The organism is Kitasatospora sp. NPDC097691 (genome assembly GCF_040302665.1).
GTDB lineage: Bacteria > Actinomycetota > Actinomycetes > Streptomycetales > Streptomycetaceae > Kitasatospora.
In genome coordinates this window covers 23,247-42,270 of sequence record NZ_JBEORY010000017.1, presented here as the reverse complement: position 1 = coordinate 42,270, position 19,024 = coordinate 23,247, and the positions used below count along the sequence as shown (strand labels likewise).

Here is a 19,024-nt window from a genome sequence, read left to right as displayed (position 1 = left end):
AGGGAAGGGTGAGACCGCCATGGGTCTGATGGACAACCTCAAGGGCAAGGCCGAGGAGCTCAAGGAGAAGGCCAGCGAGCTGGCCGGCAAGCACAGCGACCAGATCGACCGGGCCGTGGACAAGGCCGGCGGCGCGATCGACAAGGCGACCAAGGGCAAGTACAGCGACAAGATCGAGCACGGCGCCGGCAAGGCCAAGGACGCCGTCGGCGACTTCGCCCACAAGCCGAAGCCCGGCGAGCCGGGGCAGCCCCCGCAGTCGTGATCCCCGTCAGGACCAGGACGCCACGAAGTACCCGACCCCGTACGGCGCCTCCTGGTAGCCGAGCCGCCCGGTCAGGCCGGCGCCCTCCGCGGCGCCGGCCAGCACCTGCCAGGGCGCCCGTCCCTCGGCCTTGAGCTCGGCGGCCAGGCCCGCGTCCAGCCCGGCCAGGGCCGGCAGATCGGCCGAGCCCAGGGCGGCGGCCAGCGCCGCGTCGAAGCCCTCGGCCCGCTCGTCCAGGTAGCCGGGCGCCTTCACCGAGCGGCAGGCGCTGCCGTCGCCGAGCACCAGCAGGGCGACCCGGTCGGCGAGCCCGGCCAGGCCCTGGCCGAGGCCGAGCATCCGGTCGGCCGGGGCGTCGGCGGGCACCGCGCAGGCGTGCGTCGGCAGGGTCACCCCGGCGCGCTCGAGCAGCCAGGCGCCGACGGTCAGCGAGGGCGCCAGCTCCGGCCCCTCGACCCGCTCCCCCGGCAGCTTGGCAACCAGCGGCACCCCGTAGCGGTGGAAGGAGCCGGCCCCGCCCTCGGTCCACACCTCGGCCTCCGCCCCGGTGCCGACCACCACGACCAGCTGCGGCCCGGCCGCGACCAGCGCCGCCAGCGCCTCGTCGCAGGCGGCGCGCAGCGCGTCCAGCTCGGTCGCCGCCCCGGCGGCGACCTCCGGGACGAGCAGCGGCGGACAGGGGCACACGGCGGCGGCTACCAGCATGTGGATCACTCTAGCCAACGACGACGGCGGCCCGGCGGGACTCGGGAGTCCCGCCGGGCCGCCGGTACGGGCAGCGCGTCAGTCGCCGCAGCAGGCCCCACCCGCCGGCGCCGCCGGCGACAGCGCGGCCGGGGCGCCGACGGACGGCAGGCCGAGCATCACGCCGGCCGGCTTGGCGGCGGGCTTGGCCTGGCGCTTCTCCCAGGCGTCACCGGCCCGGGTGCGGCGCACCGCGAGCGCCGGGCCCTCGGCGAGCAGGTGGTGCGGGGCGGCGTAGGTGATCTCGACGGTCACCATGTCGCCCGGGCGCACCGGCTCCTCGGGCTTCGTGAAGTGCACCAGGCGGTTGTCGGGCGCCCGGCCGGAGAGCCGCCGGGTCTGGTCGTCCTTCTTGCCCTCGCCCTCGGCGACCAGGATCTCCAGGGTCCGGCCGACCTGCTTCTTGTTCTCCTCCCAGGAGATCTCCTCCTGGAGGGCGATCAGCCGGTCGTAGCGGGCCTGCACGACCTCCTTCGGCACCTGGTCCTCCATCTCCGCCGCCGGGGTGCCGGGGCGCTTGGAGTACTGGAAGGTGAAGGCGTTGGTGAAGCGGGCCTCGCGGACGACGTGCATCGTCTCCTCGAAGTCCTCCTCGGTCTCGCCGGGGAAGCCCACGATGATGTCGGTGGAGATCGCCGCGTCCGGCATCGCCTCGCGGACCGATCCGATGATCCCGAGGAAGCGCTCCTGGCGGTAGGAGCGGCGCATCGCCTTGAGCACCCGGTCCGAGCCGGACTGCAGCGGCATGTGCAGCTGGTGCATCACGTTCGGCGTCTCGGCCATCGCGGCGATCACGTCGTCGGTGAAGTCGCGGGGGTGCGGCGAGGTGAAGCGGATCCGCTCCAGGCCCTCGACCTGGCCGGCGGCGCGCAGCAGCTTGGAGAAGGCCTCGCGGTCGCCCAGGTCGGAGCCGTAGGCGTTGACGTTCTGGCCGAGCAGGGTGACCTCGATGACGCCCTCGTCCACCAGCGCCTCGATCTCGGCGAGGACGTCGCCGGGGCGACGGTCCTCCTCCTTGCCGCGCAGCGCGGGGACGATGCAGAAGGTGCAGGTGTTGTTGCAGCCGACCGAGATCGAGACCCAGGCGGCGTACGCGGAGTCGCGGCGGGTCGGCAGGGTGGAGGGGAAGGTCTCCAGCGACTCCAGGATCTCGACCTGGGCCTTGCGCTCGATCGCGGCCCGCTCCAGCAGCGCCGGCAGGTGCCCGATGTTGTGGGTGCCGAACACCACGTCGACCCACGGGGCGCGCTTGACGATGGTGTCGCGGTCCTTCTGGGCCAGGCAGCCGCCGACGGCGATCTGCATGCCCTGGTGGCGGCTCTTGACCGGCGCCAGCTGGCCGAGGTTGCCGTACAGCTTGTTGTCGGCGTTCTCGCGCACCGCGCAGGTGTTGAACACCACCAGGTCCGGGTCGCCCTCGGGCCCGGCCTTGACGTAGCCCGCCTCCTCCAGCAGCCCGGACAGCCGCTCGGAGTCGTGGACGTTCATCTGACAGCCGTGCGTGACGACCTTGTAGCTCTTCAATCCGCTCTCACCGCTCACCAGACCAGGGTACGGGCAGCCGCACGGCGCTTTTCCCGAAGCTTCCCCGTCCCGTCCCGGGAGCCTCCCCAGCCCTTTCACCGAACATTCCCCGTCCCGTTCCACTCCCGTTCGGCCGGAGCGCCTGGCAGTATCCCTGCATGACCCCCACCACCCCGTCCCGCCTCGGCGCCGCCGTCCGCACCGCGGCGCGCAGCCCGCTGTGGCGGACGGTGCTGGTGCTGGTGCTGCTGGTCGCCGGCTTCGGCGGCTGGTGGCTGTCGGCGGGCCGCTCGCCCGGGTACCCGCGCGGGGAGATCCGCTTCGCCACCGGCGTGCAGCGCGGCGTCTACGACCGGTACGGGCAGCTGCTGCAGGCGCACGTCTCCGGGACGATGCCGGGGGTGCGGCTGGCCCTGGACAACACCGAGGGCTCGATAGAGAACCTCAACCGGGTGATCACCGGCCGGGACACCTTCGCGATCGCCACCGCCGACGCGGTCGCCGACTACCAGGGCCCGGGCAAGGACCGGCTGCGGGCGATCGCCCGGCTCTACGACGACTACCTGCAGCTGGTCGTCCCGGCCTCCTCCCCGGTGCACCGCACCGCCGACCTCAAGGGCCTGCGGGTCGGCGTCGGCCTGCCGCAGTCCGGGGTGAACCTGGTGACCAAGCGGCTGCTGGCCGCGGCCGGGCTGGACCCGGAGCGCGACATCGTCCCGGTGCCGAAGGGGGTCGGCGAGGCCGCCGACGACCTGCGCGCGGGCGAGCTGGACGCGTTCTTCTGGTCCGGCGGCCTGCCCACCAGCGCGCTCACCGACCTCTCCGACCACGTCAAGATCCGGATCGTGCCGCTGAGCGACCTCTCCGAGGCCCTGCACAGGGCCGAGGGCGGCGGCACCGACGCCTACCGGGCGGCCACCATGCCCAAGGGCACCTATCCGAACGCCGAGCCCACGGACGCCGTGGCCACGGTGGCCGTGCCCAACCTGCTGATCACCCGGAACGACGCGGACCCGGACCTGGTCGAGGGCATGACCCGCGCGGTGATCGACAGCCGCGACCAGATCGGCGCCCAGGTGCACGCCGCCCAGCTGGTCGACCTGCGCACCGCCGTCTACACCGACCCGCTCCCGCTGCACACGGGCGCGGCGCGCTACTACCGCTCGGTGAAGCCCTGACGGTGCCCGAGACCTGACGGCACCCGGGCCGTTATCGGAGCCCCCGGGCCCCAACGGCACCCGGCCCGTTACCGAGCCCCCGGCCCGGGACGGCGCGGGCCGCCGGGCCCGGCTACTTCTCCGGCCGCGGCACCGCGAGCGTCACCGCGAGCCCGGTCGGCTTGACCGGGGCGAAGCCCAGCGAGCCGCCGCCGGCCGTCAGCAGGGTGCGGGCGATGGACAGGCCGAGCCCGGAGCCGTCCACGTTCTGGTGCCGGGGGCTGCGCCAGAAGCGGTCACCGGCCCGGGACAGCTCGTCCTCGGTGAGGCCGGGACCGGCGTCGGTGACGGTGACCGCGACCTCGTCCCGGCGCACCGCGACCCGCAGGCGCACCTCGCTGCCCGCCGGGCTGAACTTGAGCGCGTTGTCCACCACCGCGTCCAGGGCCGAGCCGAAGCCGATCGGGTCCGCCATCCCGATCGCGAGCGCCGGACCGTCCCAGCGCAGTCCGATCCCGCGCTGCTCGGCGACCGGCCGCCAGGCGTCCACCCGGGCCAGGGTGAGCTCGGCCAGGTCGGTGCGCTCGGGTCCGGGGCGGGCGTGCTCGGCGGTGGCCAGCCCGAGCAGGTCGTCCAGCACCCGGGCCAGCCGGGTGCCCTCCTCCCGTACGCCGCTGAGCTCCTCCTCGTGGCCCTCGGGCAGCTCCAGGCCGAGCACCTCGACCCGCAGCAGCAGCGCCGAGAGCGGGTTGCGCAGCTGGTGGGAGGCGTCCGCGACGAAGGCCTTCTGCTGGTCCATCGCGAGCACCACGTGGTCCGCCATCTCGTTGAACGAGCGCGCCAGGCGCTGCAGTTCGGGCGGTCCGCCGCCGGGGGCGACCCGGGCGGCCATCCGGCCGGTGGCGATGTCGTGGGTGGCCCGGTCCAGGGTGCGCACCGGGCGCAGCACCCACTCGGTGAGGCGGACGGCCAGCAGTACGGCGACGATCATCGCGGCGGCCTCGCCCGCGACCAGCACCAGCCACTTGTGCAGCACCCGGGTGCGCAGCGCCCCGGTGGGGGACTCGCTCAGCACCACCGCGACCACGTCGCCGTCGCGCACCACCGGGGCGGCGACGGTGATCGTCCGGTCCGGGGTCCACGGCCAGACCTGCGGCGGGTTGTGGCTGCGCCGCCCGTCCAGCGCCTCCTGGAAGGCCTGGGCGCCCCAGCCGGCGGCGGGCACCCGCCAGTCGGCGGGCGCCGCGGCGATCGGCAGGCCGTCGCGCTGGAAGATGCCCAGGCGCACGCCGTAGAGGTCGAAGTAGCGGCGGACCTCGGCGTCGATCGAGTGCTGCCGGCTGAGGTCCCCGGGGGCGGGTTCCGGATCGCCCTTGCGCGCCGAGTCGGCGGCGCCGGAGGTGGGCAGGTCCTGGGCGAAGCGGGCGGCGTCGTCGAGCCGGTCGACGACGACCCTGGTCTGCTCGGCCGCCGCGACCGCCGCCGCGAGCGGCAGCCCCAGGGCGGCCAGGACGCAGAGCATGAGGGCGATCAGGATGCCGAGCAGGCGGGTGCGCACGTGCGGTCAGTGCTCCGCGGGGGCGTTCGGGGCCGGGTCCGCCGCGGCGGGTGCCGGGGACTCGGGGATCAGGCGGTAGCCGACGCCGCGGACGGCCTCGACCAGGCCGGGCAGCGCGAGCTTGTTGCGCAGCGAGCCGATGTGCACCTCCAGGGTGCGCCCGTTGCCTTCCCAGCCGCTGCGCCAGACCTCGCTGAAGATCTGCTCGCGCCGGTAGACCACGCCCGGGCTCTGCGCGAGCAGGGCGAGCAGGTCGAACTCCTTGCGGGTGAGCGGCACGTCGCGGCCGTCCACGCTGACCCGGCGGCGCTCCCGGTCGATCCGGATGCCGCGGGACTCCAGCGGGCCGCGCTGTTGCGGCACGGTGTCGGGCGCGGGCACCGACACCGAGGAGGGCGCGGTGCCGCGGCGGGCCACCGCGTGGATGCGGGCGAGCAGCTCGCCCATGTCGTACGGCTTGGTGACGTAGTCGTCGGCGCCCAGGTTGAGGCCGTGGATCCGGGAGCGGACGTCGGCGCGGGCGGTGACCATGATCACCGGCACGCCGCTGCCGGCCCTGATCCGGCTGCACACCTCGAAGCCGTCGCGATCGGGCAGCCCGAGGTCGAGCAGCACCACCCGGTACGGCTCGTTGCCGTCCGGCACCAAGGCGTCGAGGGCCTCGTGCCCGCTGCGGGCGTGCCGGACCTGGAAGCCGTGCCGGCCCAGTACCGCGACGAGCGCGGCGGCCACGCGTTCGTCGTCCTCGACGAGCAGAAGTCGCATCCTGTTCTCCTCCTTCCCCCACGTGATCACCGATGATCGCCGGACCGATCGATCCGGTCCCGGTCCTGCGCAGTATGGGCCAGCGGGCGGCCATGCGCCAGGTTCGACCGCGCACCGGGCCCGTGGGGGACGGGGAGCACCGGCACGGATTCCCGCTGTCACATGCCCCGTCGACGCGTTCGCGAACAGTACGTACCGGGCGTGTGGCCGTTTCGTGATCCTCAAGTTCCGCTCAGATCGGCTGACGGCGCGCGGTCTCGGCTCCTATGGTCGGCCCACCGGGGGCTGCGGCTCCGCCGGTCGCGGCTCCCGGATTCGCACCACCATTGCCTCCCACGGGAGTTGAGACTTCTCAGGTAGGCACGATCCGATACAGAGGGAGCAGGCGCGATGACCGAGAGCCCGGTCCAGGACTCCACCCCCGCAGCCGCCCCGCTGGTCGTGCTGAACAACGTCAACAAGCACTACGGCGCGCTGCACGTCCTGCAGGACATCGACCTGCGGATCGCCCAGGGCGAGGTGGTCGTGCTGATCGGCCCGTCCGGCTCGGGCAAGTCCACGCTCTGCCGGACGATCAACCGGCTGGAGACCATCGACTCCGGCACGATCACCATCGACGGCCGACCGCTGCCCGCCGAGGGCAAGGAGCTGGCCCGGCTGCGCGCCGAGGTCGGCATGGTGTTCCAGAGCTTCAACCTCTTCGCGCACAAGACCGTGCTGGAGAACGTGGTCATCGGCCAGGTCAAGGTACGCAAGGTACCCCGCCCGCAGGCCGAGAAGACCGCCCGGGAACTGCTGGACCGCGTCGGCGTCGGCGCGCAGGCGGACAAGTACCCGGCCCAGCTCTCCGGCGGCCAGCAGCAGCGCGTGGCGATCGCCCGCGCACTGGCCATGAAGCCCAAGGTGATGCTCTTCGACGAGCCCACCTCGGCGCTCGACCCGGAGATGGTCAACGAGGTGCTGGAGGTCATGCGCCGCCTGGCCGCGGACGGCATGACGATGGTCGTGGTCACCCACGAGATGGGCTTCGCCCGCTCCGCCGCCAACCGCGTCCTGTTCATGGCCGACGGCAAGATCGTCGAGCAGAACACCCCCGATGCCTTCTTCACGGCGCCGCGCTCCGACCGCGCCAAGGACTTCCTCTCGAAGATCCTGCACCACTGACGCTTCGAGACCACGCGGGGCCGCCACCGGCAACGGTGCCGATCGGCCCTGCCCGCGCACGACTTCCAGACTCCAGAGCCCGGTGGAAACCGCGGCCCAGCCCCAGGAGAACACCCTCATGAGGACTTCCCGCACCCTCGCCGTCGCGCTCTGTGCCGTCGCGCTCACCGCGACCGCCGCCTGCGGCAAGGACGGCAGCCCCGGTGCCGCCGCCAGCGCGAGCAACGCCCCCAAGCTCCCGGCCTACACGGTCAAGACGGACGTCAAGATCGACTCGCCTGTCATCGCCGAGGCCAAGAAGCGCGGCCAGCTGATCATCGGCGCCAAGGCCGACCAGCCGAACCTCGGCTGGGAGGACGTCGCCAGCGGCGACCGCAGCGGCTTCGACATCGAGGTCGCCAAGATGATCGCCGCCGACCTCGGCTTCACCCCGCAGCAGATCAAGTGGCAGACCCTGGTCTCCTCGCAGCGCGAGCCCGCCATCCAGAAGGGCCAGATCGACTTCTACGTCGGCACCTACAGCATCAACGACGAGCGCAAGAAGACCGTCTCCTTCGCCGGCCCGTACTACATCGCCGGCCAGGACCTGCTGGTGAAGCAGGACAACAGCTCGATCACCGGCCCGGAGAGCGTGGGCGGCAAGAACGTCTGCACCGCCACCGGCTCGACCTCGATCAAGAACATCCAGCAGTACAACCCGAAGATCACGCAGTTCGACACCTACTCGGCCTGCGTCGAGAAGCTCCTCTCCGGCGAGGTCGACGCCGTCACCACCGACGACGCCATCCTCAAGGGCTACGCCTCCAAGTACTCCGGCAAGCTCAAGGTCGTCGGCAAGCCGTTCACCAAGGAGAACTACGGCGTCGGCCTCAACAAGGACGACGCGGTGCTGCGCAACGCCATCAGCGACGCCCTGAAGGCCCACGAGGACAACGGCGACTGGAAGAAGGCCTACGACGCGACCCTCGGCGCCTCCGGCTCCGCCGCGCCGGACGTCCCGGCCCTCGACCGCTACTGATCCACCCTCCGCACGACATTCCCGACCCTGATTGAGAGGAGGGCCGCCGGATGGGGTTCCTGTTCGAGGACGACAACTTCGCGTTGTTCCGCGACGGCTTCCTGCAGACGATCGAGCTGAGCGCCCTCAGCGCACTGCTCGCCCTGCTGCTGGGCACCCTGCTGGCGGCCTTCCGGGTCTCCCCGGTGCCGGTCCTGCGCGCCTTCGGCACCGCCTGGGTGACGATCTTCCGCAACACCCCGCTGACCCTGCTGTTCTTCGCCGTCACCTTCGGCCTGCCGCCGCTCGGCGTGCACTTCAGCCACCTGGCGTTCGCGGTGCTGGCGCTCGGCGCGTACACCGCCTCGTTCGTCTGCGAGGTGATCCGCTCCGGCATCAACACCGTGCCGCTCGGCCAGGCGGAGGCCGCCCGCAGCCTGGGCATGACCTTCGGCCAGACGCTGACCCTGGTCGTCCTGCCGCAGGCCGCCCGCACCGTCCTGGCCCCGATGAGCAGCGTGTTCATCGCCCTGCCGAGGAACTCGGCGATCGCCGGCGCCTTCAGCGTCCCCGAGCTGTACAGCGCCCAGCAGACCTTCTCCGAGCGCGGCTACTCGATCTTCGCGATCTTCTTCTGGGTGGCCTGCGCCTACCTGCTGATCAGCGCGACGGTCGCCACGTTCTTCCGCTTCCTGGAATCCCGACTGGCGGTGGCCCGATGAGTGTCTTCCAGCGCACCGCGACGGCCAGTGTCCTCTACGACACCCCCGGCCCCAAGGCCCGCTCCCGCTACCGCCTGTTCGGCGTCCTCTCCCTGATCGGCGTCGCCGGCCTCCTCTGGTACGTCGTCACCGCGCTCGCCGACAACGGCCAGTTCGACGCGGAGATGTGGGACGCGTTCCAGTACAACACCGTCCAGCAGATGATCCTGGACGGCCTGCTCGCCACCCTGAAGGCCTTCGGCCTGGCCGCGGCGTTCTCGCTCACCCTGGGCGCGCTGCTGGCCGCCGGGCAGCTCTCCGACCACCGGCCGGTCCGCTGGGTCTGCGTCGGCTTCGTCCAGTTCTTCCGGGCGATGCCGCTGCTGATCCTGATCGTCGCCCTCTACTACGCGTTCTTCGCCAAGGAACCGATGTGGGCCCTCGTGCTCGGGCTCACGCTCTACAACGGCTCGGTCCAGGCGGAGATCATCCGCAGCGGCGTCAACGCCGTCCCGCGCGGTCAGGGTGAGGCGGCGTACGCCCTGGGCATGCGCAAGACCCAGGTGATGAGCGGCATCCTGGTGCCGCAGGCCGTCCGCACGATGCTGCCCTCGATGATCGGCCAGCTGGTCGTCACCCTCAAGGACACCTCGCTCGGGTACATCATCACCTACAACGAGCTGCTGTTCATGGGCAAGAAGATCGCCAGCCAGCCGCTGAACGCCGCCGGGTTCCCCTACATCCCCGTGGTGCTCGTGATCGGCCCGATCTACATCATCATGTGCCTGCTGCTGACCGCGCTCGCGCGCCGGATCGAGGCACGTGGTCGTCGCGGCGCGAACCGGCGCACTTCAGCTGCTGCTTGACGGACACGCAGGTGAACTGTTGCATTGCTCTTCGTGACACCTCCCGGGAGCATCCACGCGGCATATGCGGCAGCGGTAACTGACGCCGGCCGATCGGCCGGTTCGTGCCCGGAGGTCCCCTCATGGACCCGGTGATCGTGGTCGGGGCCGGACCGGTCGGTCTGGCCCTGGCCCTCTCCCTGGCCCGGCACGAGGTACCGACCATCGTCCTGGACGAGGGCTCCGGGCTCTGCCCCGAAGGCCCGCGCAGCCTCGTCATCGGCGCCGACAGCGCCACCTTCCTGACCCGGATCGGCTACCCGCGGGCCGTCTCGGACTCCGCCCTGTGGGACTCCTTCACCATCTGGCGGCGCCGCCAGGAGGTGCTGCGGATCGACCTCACCGACTCGCCCACCTTCCACCTCCCCCAGCACCGCCTCCAGCGCGGCCTGCGCGACGCCCTGACCGGCACCCCGCTGATCAAGCTGGTCCCGCTCAACCGGGTCGTCGAGCTCGAACAGGACCGGGACGGCGTCAGCATCCGCACCGTGGGCACCCAGAACGGCGCCGCCACCTGGTGGCGCGGCAGCCACCTGGTCGGCTGCGACGGCGCGAGATCCACCGTCCGCAAGCTCCTGAAGATCCGCTTCCCCGGCCGGCCCGCGGTCGACCGCAACGCCATCGCCACCGTCCGGGTCGACCTGCCCTTCGACGGCGCCCGGCTGCACCGCGAGCCCCCGTGGCGGGGCGACCGCGAGGCCTCCGCCCGTCCGCTGCCGGACGGCGTCTGGCGGCTCGACTGGCGGCTGCCCCCGGGCCGCCCCGCCCCCACCGAGACGGTCGACCCGCACGCCACCTGGCCGGGCATCGTCACCGGCGACACCCTGCTCACCCGGGTCACCTCCACCCTCACCGGCTGGTGCGGTGAACTCCCCCGCTTCGAGCTGCTCGCCGCCGCCGACCACACCGCCCAGCAGCGCCTCGCCGCCCGGTTCCGGGTCGGCCGCTGCTTCCTGGCCGGCGACGCCGCCCACCTGCACGGCGCGCTCGGCATGCAGAACCTCACCGACGGGCTGCGCGACGCCGACAACCTCGCCTGGCGGCTCGCCCTCGCCTGGCACCTCCACTCCGGCGGCCCACAGCCCGGCGGCTCGCTGCTGGACGGCTACGAGGCCGAACGGCGCGGCGCGGTCGGCGCCCGGCTGCGCGCCGTCGACCAGTCCATGCCGCTGCTGCGCCCGCTGCGCGGCTGGCAGCAGACCCGGCGCTCGCTGCTGGTCGGCGGCTTCCGCAAGCACGCCCCGCTGCTCGCCGACGGCCAGCTCGGCACCGGCCGCTTCGGCGGTGCGCCCGCCTACCCGGCGGCGCCCTCCGGCGTCCCCGGGAGGGTCCCGGTGCAGCGCGGCGCGCGCGGCACCACCTCACTCAGCGAGCTGCTGCCCGCCACCGCCCCCGGCGTGCTCGTCCCGGACCTGCCGGTGCTCGCCACCGACGGCACCCCCGACCACCTGCACGCCCGCCTCGGCGCCACCTTCCTGCTGCTGCTGGTCGCCCCCGGCACCGCCGTCTGGTCGTCCGAGCACTGGCTCGGCGCCGGGCTGATGCCCCGGCTCGCCGAGGTCGCCGCCGCCCTGCCGGTCCCCGCCGAGGTCCTGGTCACCGAGGACTACCCGGGCGCCGGCCCGCACACCGTCCTGCTGATCCGCCCCGACGGCCACCTCGTCGGCGTCACCCAGGGCGCGGTCGCCGAGGACCTCCTCGCCCTCGCGGACGGCGCCCGCGGCGGCCCTGCCACCCTCGCGCCGGCCCCGGAAACCGAGGCCGAGCCCGGAGCCGAACCCGAACCCCGGCCCGCCGGGCGGCACGCACCGCAGCAGGTCGACAGCCCGAGCTAGCGCCGCCGTCGGGCCCCCGCCCGCGGGGGTCCGACCTCCTGACGGCGAACGGACCCGAGGACCGACCGGCCGAGGCCTCCGACTGCTGTCCCGCCGGCCCCGCCATCCGGCCGGCACGCCATCCCGTCGGCCCGCTAGCTCGCCACCGCCGTCGCGCGGCTCTCGCGGACCACGGTCACCCGGATCTGCCCGGGGTAGGTCAGCTCGGCGGAGACCTGCCGGGCGACCTCCCGGGCGATCAGCTCCGCACCGAGGTCGTCCACCGCGTCCGGGCGGACCATCACCCGGACCTCGCGGCCGGCCTGCATCGCGTAGACGTCGGCCACGCCCGGGTGCGAGCGCGCGATCTCCTCCAGCCTCGCCAGCCGCCGGGCGTACAGCTCCAGCGACTCCTTGCGTGCCCCGGGCCGACCCCCCGAGCACGCGTCCGCGGCCTGGGTCAGCACGGCCGTCACCGTCTCGGGCTCCACCTCGTTGTGGTGGGCGGCGATCGCGTGCACCACTTCCGGGGACTCCCCGTAGCGCCGGGCCAGTTCGGCGCCGACCGCCGCGTGGCTGCCCTCGACCTCGTGGGTGAGCGCCTTGCCGATGTCGTGCAGCAGCGCGGCGCGCCGCACCGGCTCCGGATCCACACCGAGTTCGGCGGCCATCATCCCGGCCAGGTGCGCGGACTCCAGCAGGTGCCCGAGCACGTTCTGCCCGTACGAGACCCGGTAGCGCAACGAGCCCAGGGTGCGGACGAGTTCGGGGTGCATCGCGCCGACCCGGGCGTCCAGGAGGGCGTCCTCGCCGGCCCGGACGCAGCTCAGGTCGACCTCCGCGCGACTGCGCTCGTGGAGCTGCTCGATCCGGGTCGGGTGGATCCGTCCGTCCTCGACCAGACGCTCCAGGGTGAGCCGGGCGGTCTCCCGGCGGACCGGGTCGAAGCAGGACAGCTGCACCGACGCCGGGGTGTCGTCGACGATCAGGTTCACCCCGGTGACGGCCTCGAAGGCGCGGATGTTGCGGCCCTCGCGGCCGATGATCCGGCCCTTCATCTCCTCGTTCGGCAGCCGCAGGACGCTGACGGCGGTCTCCGCGGTCTGTTCCGTCGCGAGCCGCTGGATGGCCCCGGCGAGGATGGACCGGGCCCGGCGCTCGCCCTCCTCCTTGGCCTCACGTTCGATCTCCCGGACGGTGACCGCGGCCTCCAGCCGGGCCGAGGCCTCGGCCTCGCGCAGGAGTTCGGCGCGGGCCTGCTCAGCGGTGAGAGCGGCGGCCCGTTCCAGGGCGGCCGCCCGGCGGATCACCAGCGCCTCGGCCTCGGCCCGGGAGCGCTCCGACTCGGCCGAGCGTTCGGCCAGGTCGTCCTCCCGCCGACGGAGCCTGCGCAGCTCCTCGGCCAACTGCTCCTCACGGAGGGCGAGTTCGGCCCGCTGCCGGGCGGTCTGCTGCTCGCCCCGGTGCCGGGCCCGCTCGGCCTCGGCCAGCGTGCTGCGCCGCTCCGCCCGGAGCCACCTGATGACGAGCCCGGCGAACACCACGAGCACCGCCAGGAGGAGGGCAGCCGAACCGGCGATCACCGGCAGCGGGCCGCTCGGTCCGGCGCCCACCGAGATCGTCATGCCGCCCACTCCCCGTCCCCTGCGCGGGCCGCCGTCCGGAGGCGCCCCGGGCACTGAAGGCGAGGCTAGGTGGGGGTCACGAAACGGTCAAGACTTGGCCTGGTCACCACCAAGAAGCCCACGAAACTGCCACTACTCCCACTCGGTTTCCGACTGGTCGCCAAGCTCCTCGTCCAGCGCCGGCTCCTCGTCCAGCGCGGCGCGCACCACCCGGAACGCCAGCCCCTCCGAGTAACCGCGCCGGGCCAGCATGCCGACCAGCCGCCGGGTGCGGACCTGCCGGTCCAGCCCACGGGTGGACCGCAGCTTGCGCTCGACCAGTGCCCGGGCCGCGTCCGTCTCGTCGTCGTGGTCGAGTTGGGCGACGGCCTGCTCGACCAGGTCGACGGCCACCCCCTTGGTGCGCAGCTCCTGGGCCAGCGCCCGCCGGGACAGGCCCCGGACGGCGTGCCGGGACTCCACCCAGGCGGCCGCGAAGGCCCCGTCGTCGATCAGCCCGACCTCTTCGAGCCGGGTGAGCACCTCGTCGGCGACCTCGTCCGGGATCTCCCGCTTGCGCAGGGCGTCGGCGAGCTGCTTCCGGGTCTTGGCGGCGCCGGTCAGCAGCCGTAGGCAGATGTCCCGGGCGCGGGTCTCCGGGTCGACCGATTCCTCGGCCTGCTTCCGGGAGGTACGACCGGCACGCTCCCGGCCGAACAGCCCGCCCCCCGGCAGTCCACCACCCGCAGGGCCCTCGTCCGCCGGCCCCTCACCCGGCACCCCATCCGGCGGTCCCTCGGCGGAACGCCCGCGCCGGGTACGGCCCCGGCGGGCGCCGGAGCGGGAGGTCGAGGCGGCCACACCCCCGTGACCGGCCGCCTCATCCTCGCCCTGGTTGTGCTCCACGGTCGCCGGCACGGGGCCGGGCAGGCCCGCTCCGGGCTCCTCGGCCGCCAGGGCCGAGCGCCGGCGACGGCGGCCGGAGGGCAGTTCGGAGGCGGAGACGAGCCCGAGCGCCTCGACCGGGACCTCCGCCGGCCCCGGCCCGGGCGCCGCGCCGCGCACCGCCCGGGCCGGGGCCCGGTCGAACTCCGGCGCGAGGCCGGGTGTCCGCTGCGCGGCGGACGGCCGCTCCCGCCGCCCCCGGCGGGGGCGCGACGGCGCGGGAGGCTCCGGCGCGGGCTCCGGCTCCTCCGCGACCGCGGCGAACCAGTCCGGCGGCCCGTGGTCGTCGTCCTCCGGGCCCGCCGGGCCGCCGCCCACCGTGTCGTGCTGCGTCAACGGCTCAGGCCTTGGCCGCCGCCGTCTTCTTCGCCGCGGCCGTCTTGGCGACGGTCGCGGTGATCGGCTTCGCGGCTGCGTCCGCCGCGGCGTCCGCCTCGCCCGCGGCCGGCTCCTCGGTCTTCGGGCCGATGCCGAGCTTGCCCTTGATCTTCCGCTCGATCTCGTCGGCGAGCTGCGGGTTGTCCCGCAGGAAGTTGCGGGCGTTCTCCTTGCCCTGGCCGAGCTGGTCGCCCTCGTAGGTGTACCAGGCGCCCGACTTGCGGATGAAGCCGTGCTCGACGCCCATGTCGATCAGGCCGCCCTCGCGGCTGATGCCGACGCCGTAGAGGATGTCGAACTCGGCCTGCTTGAACGGCGCGGCGACCTTGTTCTTGACCACCTTGACGCGGGTGCGGTTGCCGACCGCCTCGGTGCCGTCCTTCAGGGTCTCGATGCGGCGGATGTCCAGCCGGACCGAGGCGTAGAACTTCAGCGCCCGGCCGCCGGTCGTGGTCTCCGGCGAACCGAACATCACGCCGATCTTCTCGCGCAGCTGGTTGATGAAGATCGCGGTGGTGTTCGACTGGTTCAGTGCACCGGCGATCTTGCGCAGCGCCTGGCTCATCAGGCGGGCCTGCAGGCCGACGTGCGAGTCGCCCATCTCGCCCTCGATCTCCGCGCGCGGGACGAGCGCCGCGACCGAGTCGATGATCACCAGGTCGATCGCGCCGGAGCGGATCAGCATGTCGGTGATCTCCAGGGCCTGCTCACCGGTGTCCGGCTGGCTGACCAGCAGGGCGTCGGTGTCCACGCCGAGCTTCTTCGCGTACTCCGGGTCGAGCGCGTGCTCCGCGTCGACGAAGGCGACCGTGCCGCCGGCCTTCTGGGCGTTGGCCGCCAGGTGCAGGGTCAGGGTCGTCTTGCCGGAGGACTCGGGGCCGTAGATCTCGACCACTCGGCCGCGCGGGATGCCGCCGACCCCGAGGGCGACGTCCAGGGCGGTCGACCCGGTGGAGATCACCTCGACGGGCTCGTTGGCCTTCTCGCCGAGGCGCATCACCGAGCCCTTGCCGAACTGCCGCTCGATCTGGGCGAGCGCGGTCTCCAGGGCCTTCTCGCGGTCCGTACCTGCCATGGCTTTTTCCCTCGGGTTCTGTGCTGTGCGCTTCATCGTCATCGACGCTAGCGCGTCCCACTGACAAACGAGCCCGACGGGCTCGGCCTGTGGAAAACTCTTGGCCGGAGAGTACAAAGAACATCTGTTCGATTCAAGCGTCGCACGTCCGCGCGGTGGCGCCCCGGGTCTCACCCCCAGGGCGCCGCCCCGCCTCACTCCCCGTCCCCGCCGACCATCCGCCGCAGCCGCCGCGCCGCCTCCCGGCGCAGCTCCCGCCGGGCCCGCCGCTGCTCGCCCCGGTCGATCCGGGGATCGGTGGCCACCTCGTAGCGCCGCACGTACGTCCCGACGAAGCCCTGCAGGGTCGCCGCCGCCGGGATCGCGATCAGCGCGCCCACCGCGCCGAGCAGCGCCGCGCCCGCGATCACCGCGCCGAAGGCCACCGCCGGGTGCACGTCCACGGTCCGCGCGGTGATCCTCGGGTGCAGCAGGTAGTTCTCGACCTGCTGGTAGACCACCACGAAGACCAGCACCCAGAGCGCGTCCACCGGCTCCACGGTCAGCGCCACCAGCACCGGCAGCGCCCCGGCCAGGTACGTCCCGATGGTCGGCACGAACTGCGACATGACGCCCACCCAGATCGCCAGCGCCACCGCGTACGGCAGGTCCAGCAGCGCGAACATCACCCAGTGCCCGGCGGCCGACACCACCGCGAGCAGCGCCCGGGAGTAGAGGTAGCCGCCGGTCTTGGCGAGCGCGATCTCCCAGGCCCTCAGCACCTCGCCCTGCTTGGCGGGCGGCAGCAGCGAGCAGACCGTCCGGCGCACCCGCGGCCCCTCGGCGGTGAAGTAGAAGGTGAACAGCCCGACCGTGAAGGCCTGGAAGAGCCCGCCGATCACGGTGGAGGAGACGCCCCAGACGTTGTCGGCGGCCTGCTGGGCGTAGTTCTCGATGGTGCCGGAGTCCTTGAGCAGCCGCTCCTGCAGCTCGTCCAGCGAGAGGTCCTGGTGGAAGGTCCGGTTGACCCAGCCGATCAGGTTGTCGAGCAGGTGCGGCAGGTCTCCGGCGATCTTGCCCACCTGGTCCACCAGCAGCGTCCCGAGCGCCGCGAGGAACCCGGCCACCGCGACCCCGACGGCGACGAACACCAGGAAGGTGCCGACCCCCCGGCGCACCCCGCGCGCCGCCATCCGGTCGACGGCCGGCTCCAGCGCGAGCGAGAGGAAGAACGCCACGAGCAGCATCACGAAGAGGTCGATCAGCTGCCGGAAGGCCCAGTCCGCCAGCTGGAACAGCCCGACCAGCACGAGGAACAGCACCATCGCCCTGGGCAGCCAGCGCGGCATCCCGCCGCCCCACAGGGCGCCGCCGCCCTCCCGCTCGCCACCGCTCCGGGCACCGTCGGCGGGCCCTCCGGCGGCCCGCGCACCGTCGCCGTCCCGCGCACCCCCGGCGGCCCGCACCACCCTGTCCGAATTCTTCTGTTCTGCGCTGCTTGTCACCGGGACAGTCTGTCCCATGCCCGGAGGACCGGAGAGGATCCCGGGCGTCAGCGCAGCAGCGTCGAGACCCCCTGGGTCTCGCAGACCACCCGCCAGACGTCCTTGGCCTCCCAGCCCGCCTCCAGCGCCTGGCGCACCGTCCGCCCGCCCAGCTCGCTCATCACGTGGTCGCTCGCGAACGACTCCGCGTACGTCTCCCCGAAGTGCGCGTGCATCCGTCGCCAGAACTCCGTCAGCCTCATGCCCCAAGTATCCCGGACCGCCCGTCGGCGCCCCGGGCCGGCCACCGCCCGGCCGTCGGCGCGCACCGACCTCGCCCGCCCTCGCCCGACCTCCGCCCGGTGCGGCACCAGGGCTCACCGCGGCAGGGCCAGCATCCCCGCCCCGAAGTACTGCCGGTCCCCGCAGGCGTACGGACCGGACGGGCAGCCCGCGGCCGCCGTGTTCGCGAGCAGGGCCGCCAGCGCGTCCGAGCCGAAGTCCGGGTGCAGCGCGGCCGCGACCGCGACCGCGCCGGTCACGTGCGCGGCCGCCATCGAGGTGCCGGCGAGCGCCGCGTACTGGCCTCCCGGCCAGTCGGAGACGATCGCGTTCTGCGGCCCGCCGTCCGGGTCGCCGCCGGGGGCGGCCAGCGACACCCGACCGCGCCCGAAGTTGGTGTAGGCGGACGGGTGACCGTCCCGGTCGACGGCGGTGACGGTGACGACGCCGGACAGCTCGCCGGGCAGCCGGACGCACTCGGTGCCCAGGTAGCGGGTCTGCGCCGGCCCCGAGACCCGGTCGTTGGGGCTTCGCTCGTCGACCCGGGGGGCGCCGAGGTCCTGCGCGTCGTTGCCCGCCGAGGCGACCACCACCGCGCCCTTGCTCCGGGCGTACCCGGCGGCCCGTCCGACGGCGGCGGTCAGCGCGGCCTGGTCCCGGTCCTCGGGGCAGTTGTACTTCCACGGGTCCGCGAAGTAGCTGTTGTTGATCGCTTTGGCACCGTGGTCGGCGGCCCAGAGCAGCCCGCAGACGATGTTCTCGGTGTAGTACTGTCCGAGCGGTCCGAGCAGCCGGACGGCGGCGATCCGCACGCCCGGCGCGACCCCGGTGACACCGTGGCCGTCCCGGACGGCGCCGACGATCCCGGCGACGTGGGTGCCGTGGCCGCTCTCCCCCACTCCGGGGTCGGGCCGCCAGGCTCCGGTGCGGGCGTCGGGCCGGCCGTCGGCGCAGGAGGCGGAGGCCTTCGGGTCGACGGCGGCGCGCAGGTCGGGGTGGGTGTCGTCCACGCCGGAGTCCAGCACGGCGACCAGCACCCGGTGCAGCGCCTCGGGGGCCGGCACGCCGCCCGCGGGGGCGCTGTTCGGCGCCGGGGAGGCGTCGCCGACACGGAAGGCGGTCGCGCCGAGCATGGCGAGGTTCCAGGCCCCGCCCTCGGCGGGGTCGGGGACGGTGGCGGTGCCCGACCCTGCCGCCCGGTCGTCACCGGCGCGGCCGGCGCCGCGGGCGTCCGCACCGGCGGTCCCGCGCCCGCCCCGGTCCGCGCCCGCCGTGAAGTCCCCGGCCCCTTCCACCGCCCGGGGCGGCGCCACCACCGGCGCGGTGCGGGTCGCACCGACGGCGGCGATCCCGGGCCGACTGCGCACCTTGTCCGCGAACCTCCCGGTCGCGTACGTCAGGACGGCCCCGATCTGCGGGTACTCCTGCACCACCTGCCCGCCCGCCGCCCGGCTCTCCGCCCCGGCCCGGGCCGCCCCGGACGCGTCCTCCCGCTCGGCCAGCACGAGGTAGCTGAGGTAGGGCCGGCCCGGCCCGGACACGGACGGGACGGCCCCGCCCGCCACGAGGGCCGCGAGCAGCATCGCGAGCAGCGCCCGGGCGGGCCCGCGGGCCCGGCGGCGCCGGGGGGCGCGGGCGGCCCTGCCCGGCGGGTGCGCCTGCGCCATCGCACGGTCTCCGCTC

17 protein-coding genes are annotated in these 19,024 nt (G+C 73.7%); 7 read left to right on the top strand and 10 right to left on the bottom strand.

What is annotated here, in order from left to right; genetic code table 11:
• Nucleotides 1-19: 19 nt before the first annotated feature.
• Nucleotides 20-265 carry an antitoxin gene (locus ABTY56_RS14850; protein WP_350629154.1) on the top strand — a complete coding sequence of 82 codons (246 nt, stop codon included), beginning with the start codon at nt 20-22 and terminating at the stop codon, nt 263-265.
• A 6-nt stretch (nt 266-271) separates the two neighbouring features.
• On the opposite strand, the gene ABTY56_RS14845 is transcribed toward ABTY56_RS14850, so the two are convergent.
• Both ABTY56_RS14845 and miaB read right to left on the bottom strand, forming a co-directional pair.
• Nucleotides 272-970, bottom strand: a complete 699-nt coding sequence (locus ABTY56_RS14845) for a class III extradiol dioxygenase subunit B-like domain-containing protein (RefSeq protein ID WP_350629153.1) — start codon at nt 968-970, stop codon at nt 272-274.
• A gap of 78 nt (nt 971-1,048) precedes the next feature.
• Nucleotides 1,049-2,551: a tRNA (N6-isopentenyl adenosine(37)-C2)-methylthiotransferase MiaB gene (gene miaB, locus ABTY56_RS14840; protein ID WP_350629152.1), complete on the bottom strand. Its 1,503-nt coding sequence runs from the start codon at nt 2,549-2,551 to the stop codon at nt 1,049-1,051.
• A 140-nt stretch (nt 2,552-2,691) separates the two neighbouring features.
• Here miaB and ABTY56_RS14835 point away from each other — a divergent pair, with 140 nt between their 5' ends.
• A complete protein-coding gene (locus ABTY56_RS14835) occupies nt 2,692-3,711 on the top strand; it encodes a TAXI family TRAP transporter solute-binding subunit (RefSeq protein ID WP_350629151.1) in 1,020 nt (339 codons plus the stop codon).
• Nucleotides 3,712-3,823: 112 nt separating this feature from the next.
• Here ABTY56_RS14835 and ABTY56_RS14830 read toward each other — a convergent pair whose 3' ends face one another.
• Together ABTY56_RS14830 and ABTY56_RS14825 are read right to left on the bottom strand one after the other, a co-directional pair.
• Nucleotides 3,824-5,248, bottom strand: a complete 1,425-nt coding sequence (locus tag ABTY56_RS14830) for a sensor histidine kinase (protein WP_350629150.1) — start codon at nt 5,246-5,248, stop codon at nt 3,824-3,826.
• A 6-nt stretch (nt 5,249-5,254) separates the two neighbouring features.
• Nucleotides 5,255-6,013 (bottom strand): response regulator transcription factor, encoded by a 759-nt coding sequence (locus ABTY56_RS14825; protein ID WP_350629149.1) that lies wholly within the window; start codon nt 6,011-6,013, stop codon nt 5,255-5,257.
• A 390-nt stretch (nt 6,014-6,403) separates the two neighbouring features.
• Between ABTY56_RS14825 and ABTY56_RS14820 the strand changes: the two genes are divergently transcribed.
• The 5 genes from ABTY56_RS14820 to ABTY56_RS14800 all read left to right on the top strand — a co-directional run bounded on the left by ABTY56_RS14820 (nt 6,404) and on the right by ABTY56_RS14800 (nt 11,615).
• Entirely contained in the window at nt 6,404-7,177 is a 774-nt protein-coding gene (locus ABTY56_RS14820; protein WP_350629148.1) for an amino acid ABC transporter ATP-binding protein, read from the top strand.
• 118 nt (nt 7,178-7,295) lie between these two features.
• Entirely contained in the window at nt 7,296-8,195 is a 900-nt protein-coding gene (locus ABTY56_RS14815) for a glutamate ABC transporter substrate-binding protein (RefSeq protein WP_350629147.1), read from the top strand.
• A gap of 50 nt (nt 8,196-8,245) precedes the next feature.
• On the top strand, nt 8,246-8,896 hold the full coding sequence (locus ABTY56_RS14810; RefSeq protein WP_350629146.1) for an amino acid ABC transporter permease: 651 nt from the start codon (nt 8,246-8,248) through the stop codon (nt 8,894-8,896).
• Nucleotides 8,893-9,741, top strand: a complete 849-nt coding sequence (locus ABTY56_RS14805; RefSeq protein WP_350629145.1) for an amino acid ABC transporter permease — start codon at nt 8,893-8,895, stop codon at nt 9,739-9,741. The genes ABTY56_RS14810 and ABTY56_RS14805 overlap by 4 nt, the downstream gene beginning before the upstream one ends.
• Nucleotides 9,742-9,863: 122 nt before the next feature.
• Complete coding sequence (locus tag ABTY56_RS14800; protein ID WP_350629144.1) at nt 9,864-11,615, top strand: FAD-dependent monooxygenase; 1,752 nt, start codon at nt 9,864-9,866, stop codon at nt 11,613-11,615.
• A 134-nt stretch (nt 11,616-11,749) separates the two neighbouring features.
• On the opposite strand, the gene rny is transcribed toward ABTY56_RS14800, so the two are convergent.
• The 6 genes from rny to ABTY56_RS14770 all read right to left on the bottom strand — a co-directional run bounded on the left by rny (nt 11,750) and on the right by ABTY56_RS14770 (nt 19,008).
• Nucleotides 11,750-13,219 carry a ribonuclease Y gene (gene rny / locus ABTY56_RS14795; protein WP_350629143.1) on the bottom strand — a complete coding sequence of 490 codons (1,470 nt, stop codon included), beginning with the start codon at nt 13,217-13,219 and terminating at the stop codon, nt 11,750-11,752.
• A gap of 132 nt (nt 13,220-13,351) precedes the next feature.
• On the bottom strand, nt 13,352-14,479 hold the full coding sequence (gene recX, locus ABTY56_RS38835; RefSeq protein WP_502893117.1) for a recombination regulator RecX: 1,128 nt from the start codon (nt 14,477-14,479) through the stop codon (nt 13,352-13,354).
• A gap of 4 nt (nt 14,480-14,483) precedes the next feature.
• Nucleotides 14,484-15,596 (bottom strand): recombinase RecA, encoded by a 1,113-nt coding sequence (gene recA / locus ABTY56_RS14785; RefSeq protein WP_350629142.1) that lies wholly within the window; start codon nt 15,594-15,596, stop codon nt 14,484-14,486.
• A gap of 194 nt (nt 15,597-15,790) precedes the next feature.
• A complete protein-coding gene (locus tag ABTY56_RS14780; protein WP_502893116.1) occupies nt 15,791-17,080 on the bottom strand; it encodes an AI-2E family transporter in 1,290 nt (429 codons plus the stop codon).
• 47 nt (nt 17,081-17,127) lie between these two features.
• A complete protein-coding gene (locus ABTY56_RS14775; RefSeq protein ID WP_350629141.1) occupies nt 17,128-17,322 on the bottom strand; it encodes a DUF3046 domain-containing protein in 195 nt (64 codons plus the stop codon).
• 114 nt (nt 17,323-17,436) lie between these two features.
• On the bottom strand, nt 17,437-19,008 hold the full coding sequence (locus tag ABTY56_RS14770; RefSeq protein WP_350629140.1) for a S8 family serine peptidase: 1,572 nt from the start codon (nt 19,006-19,008) through the stop codon (nt 17,437-17,439).
• Nucleotides 19,009-19,024 lie beyond the last annotated feature (16 nt).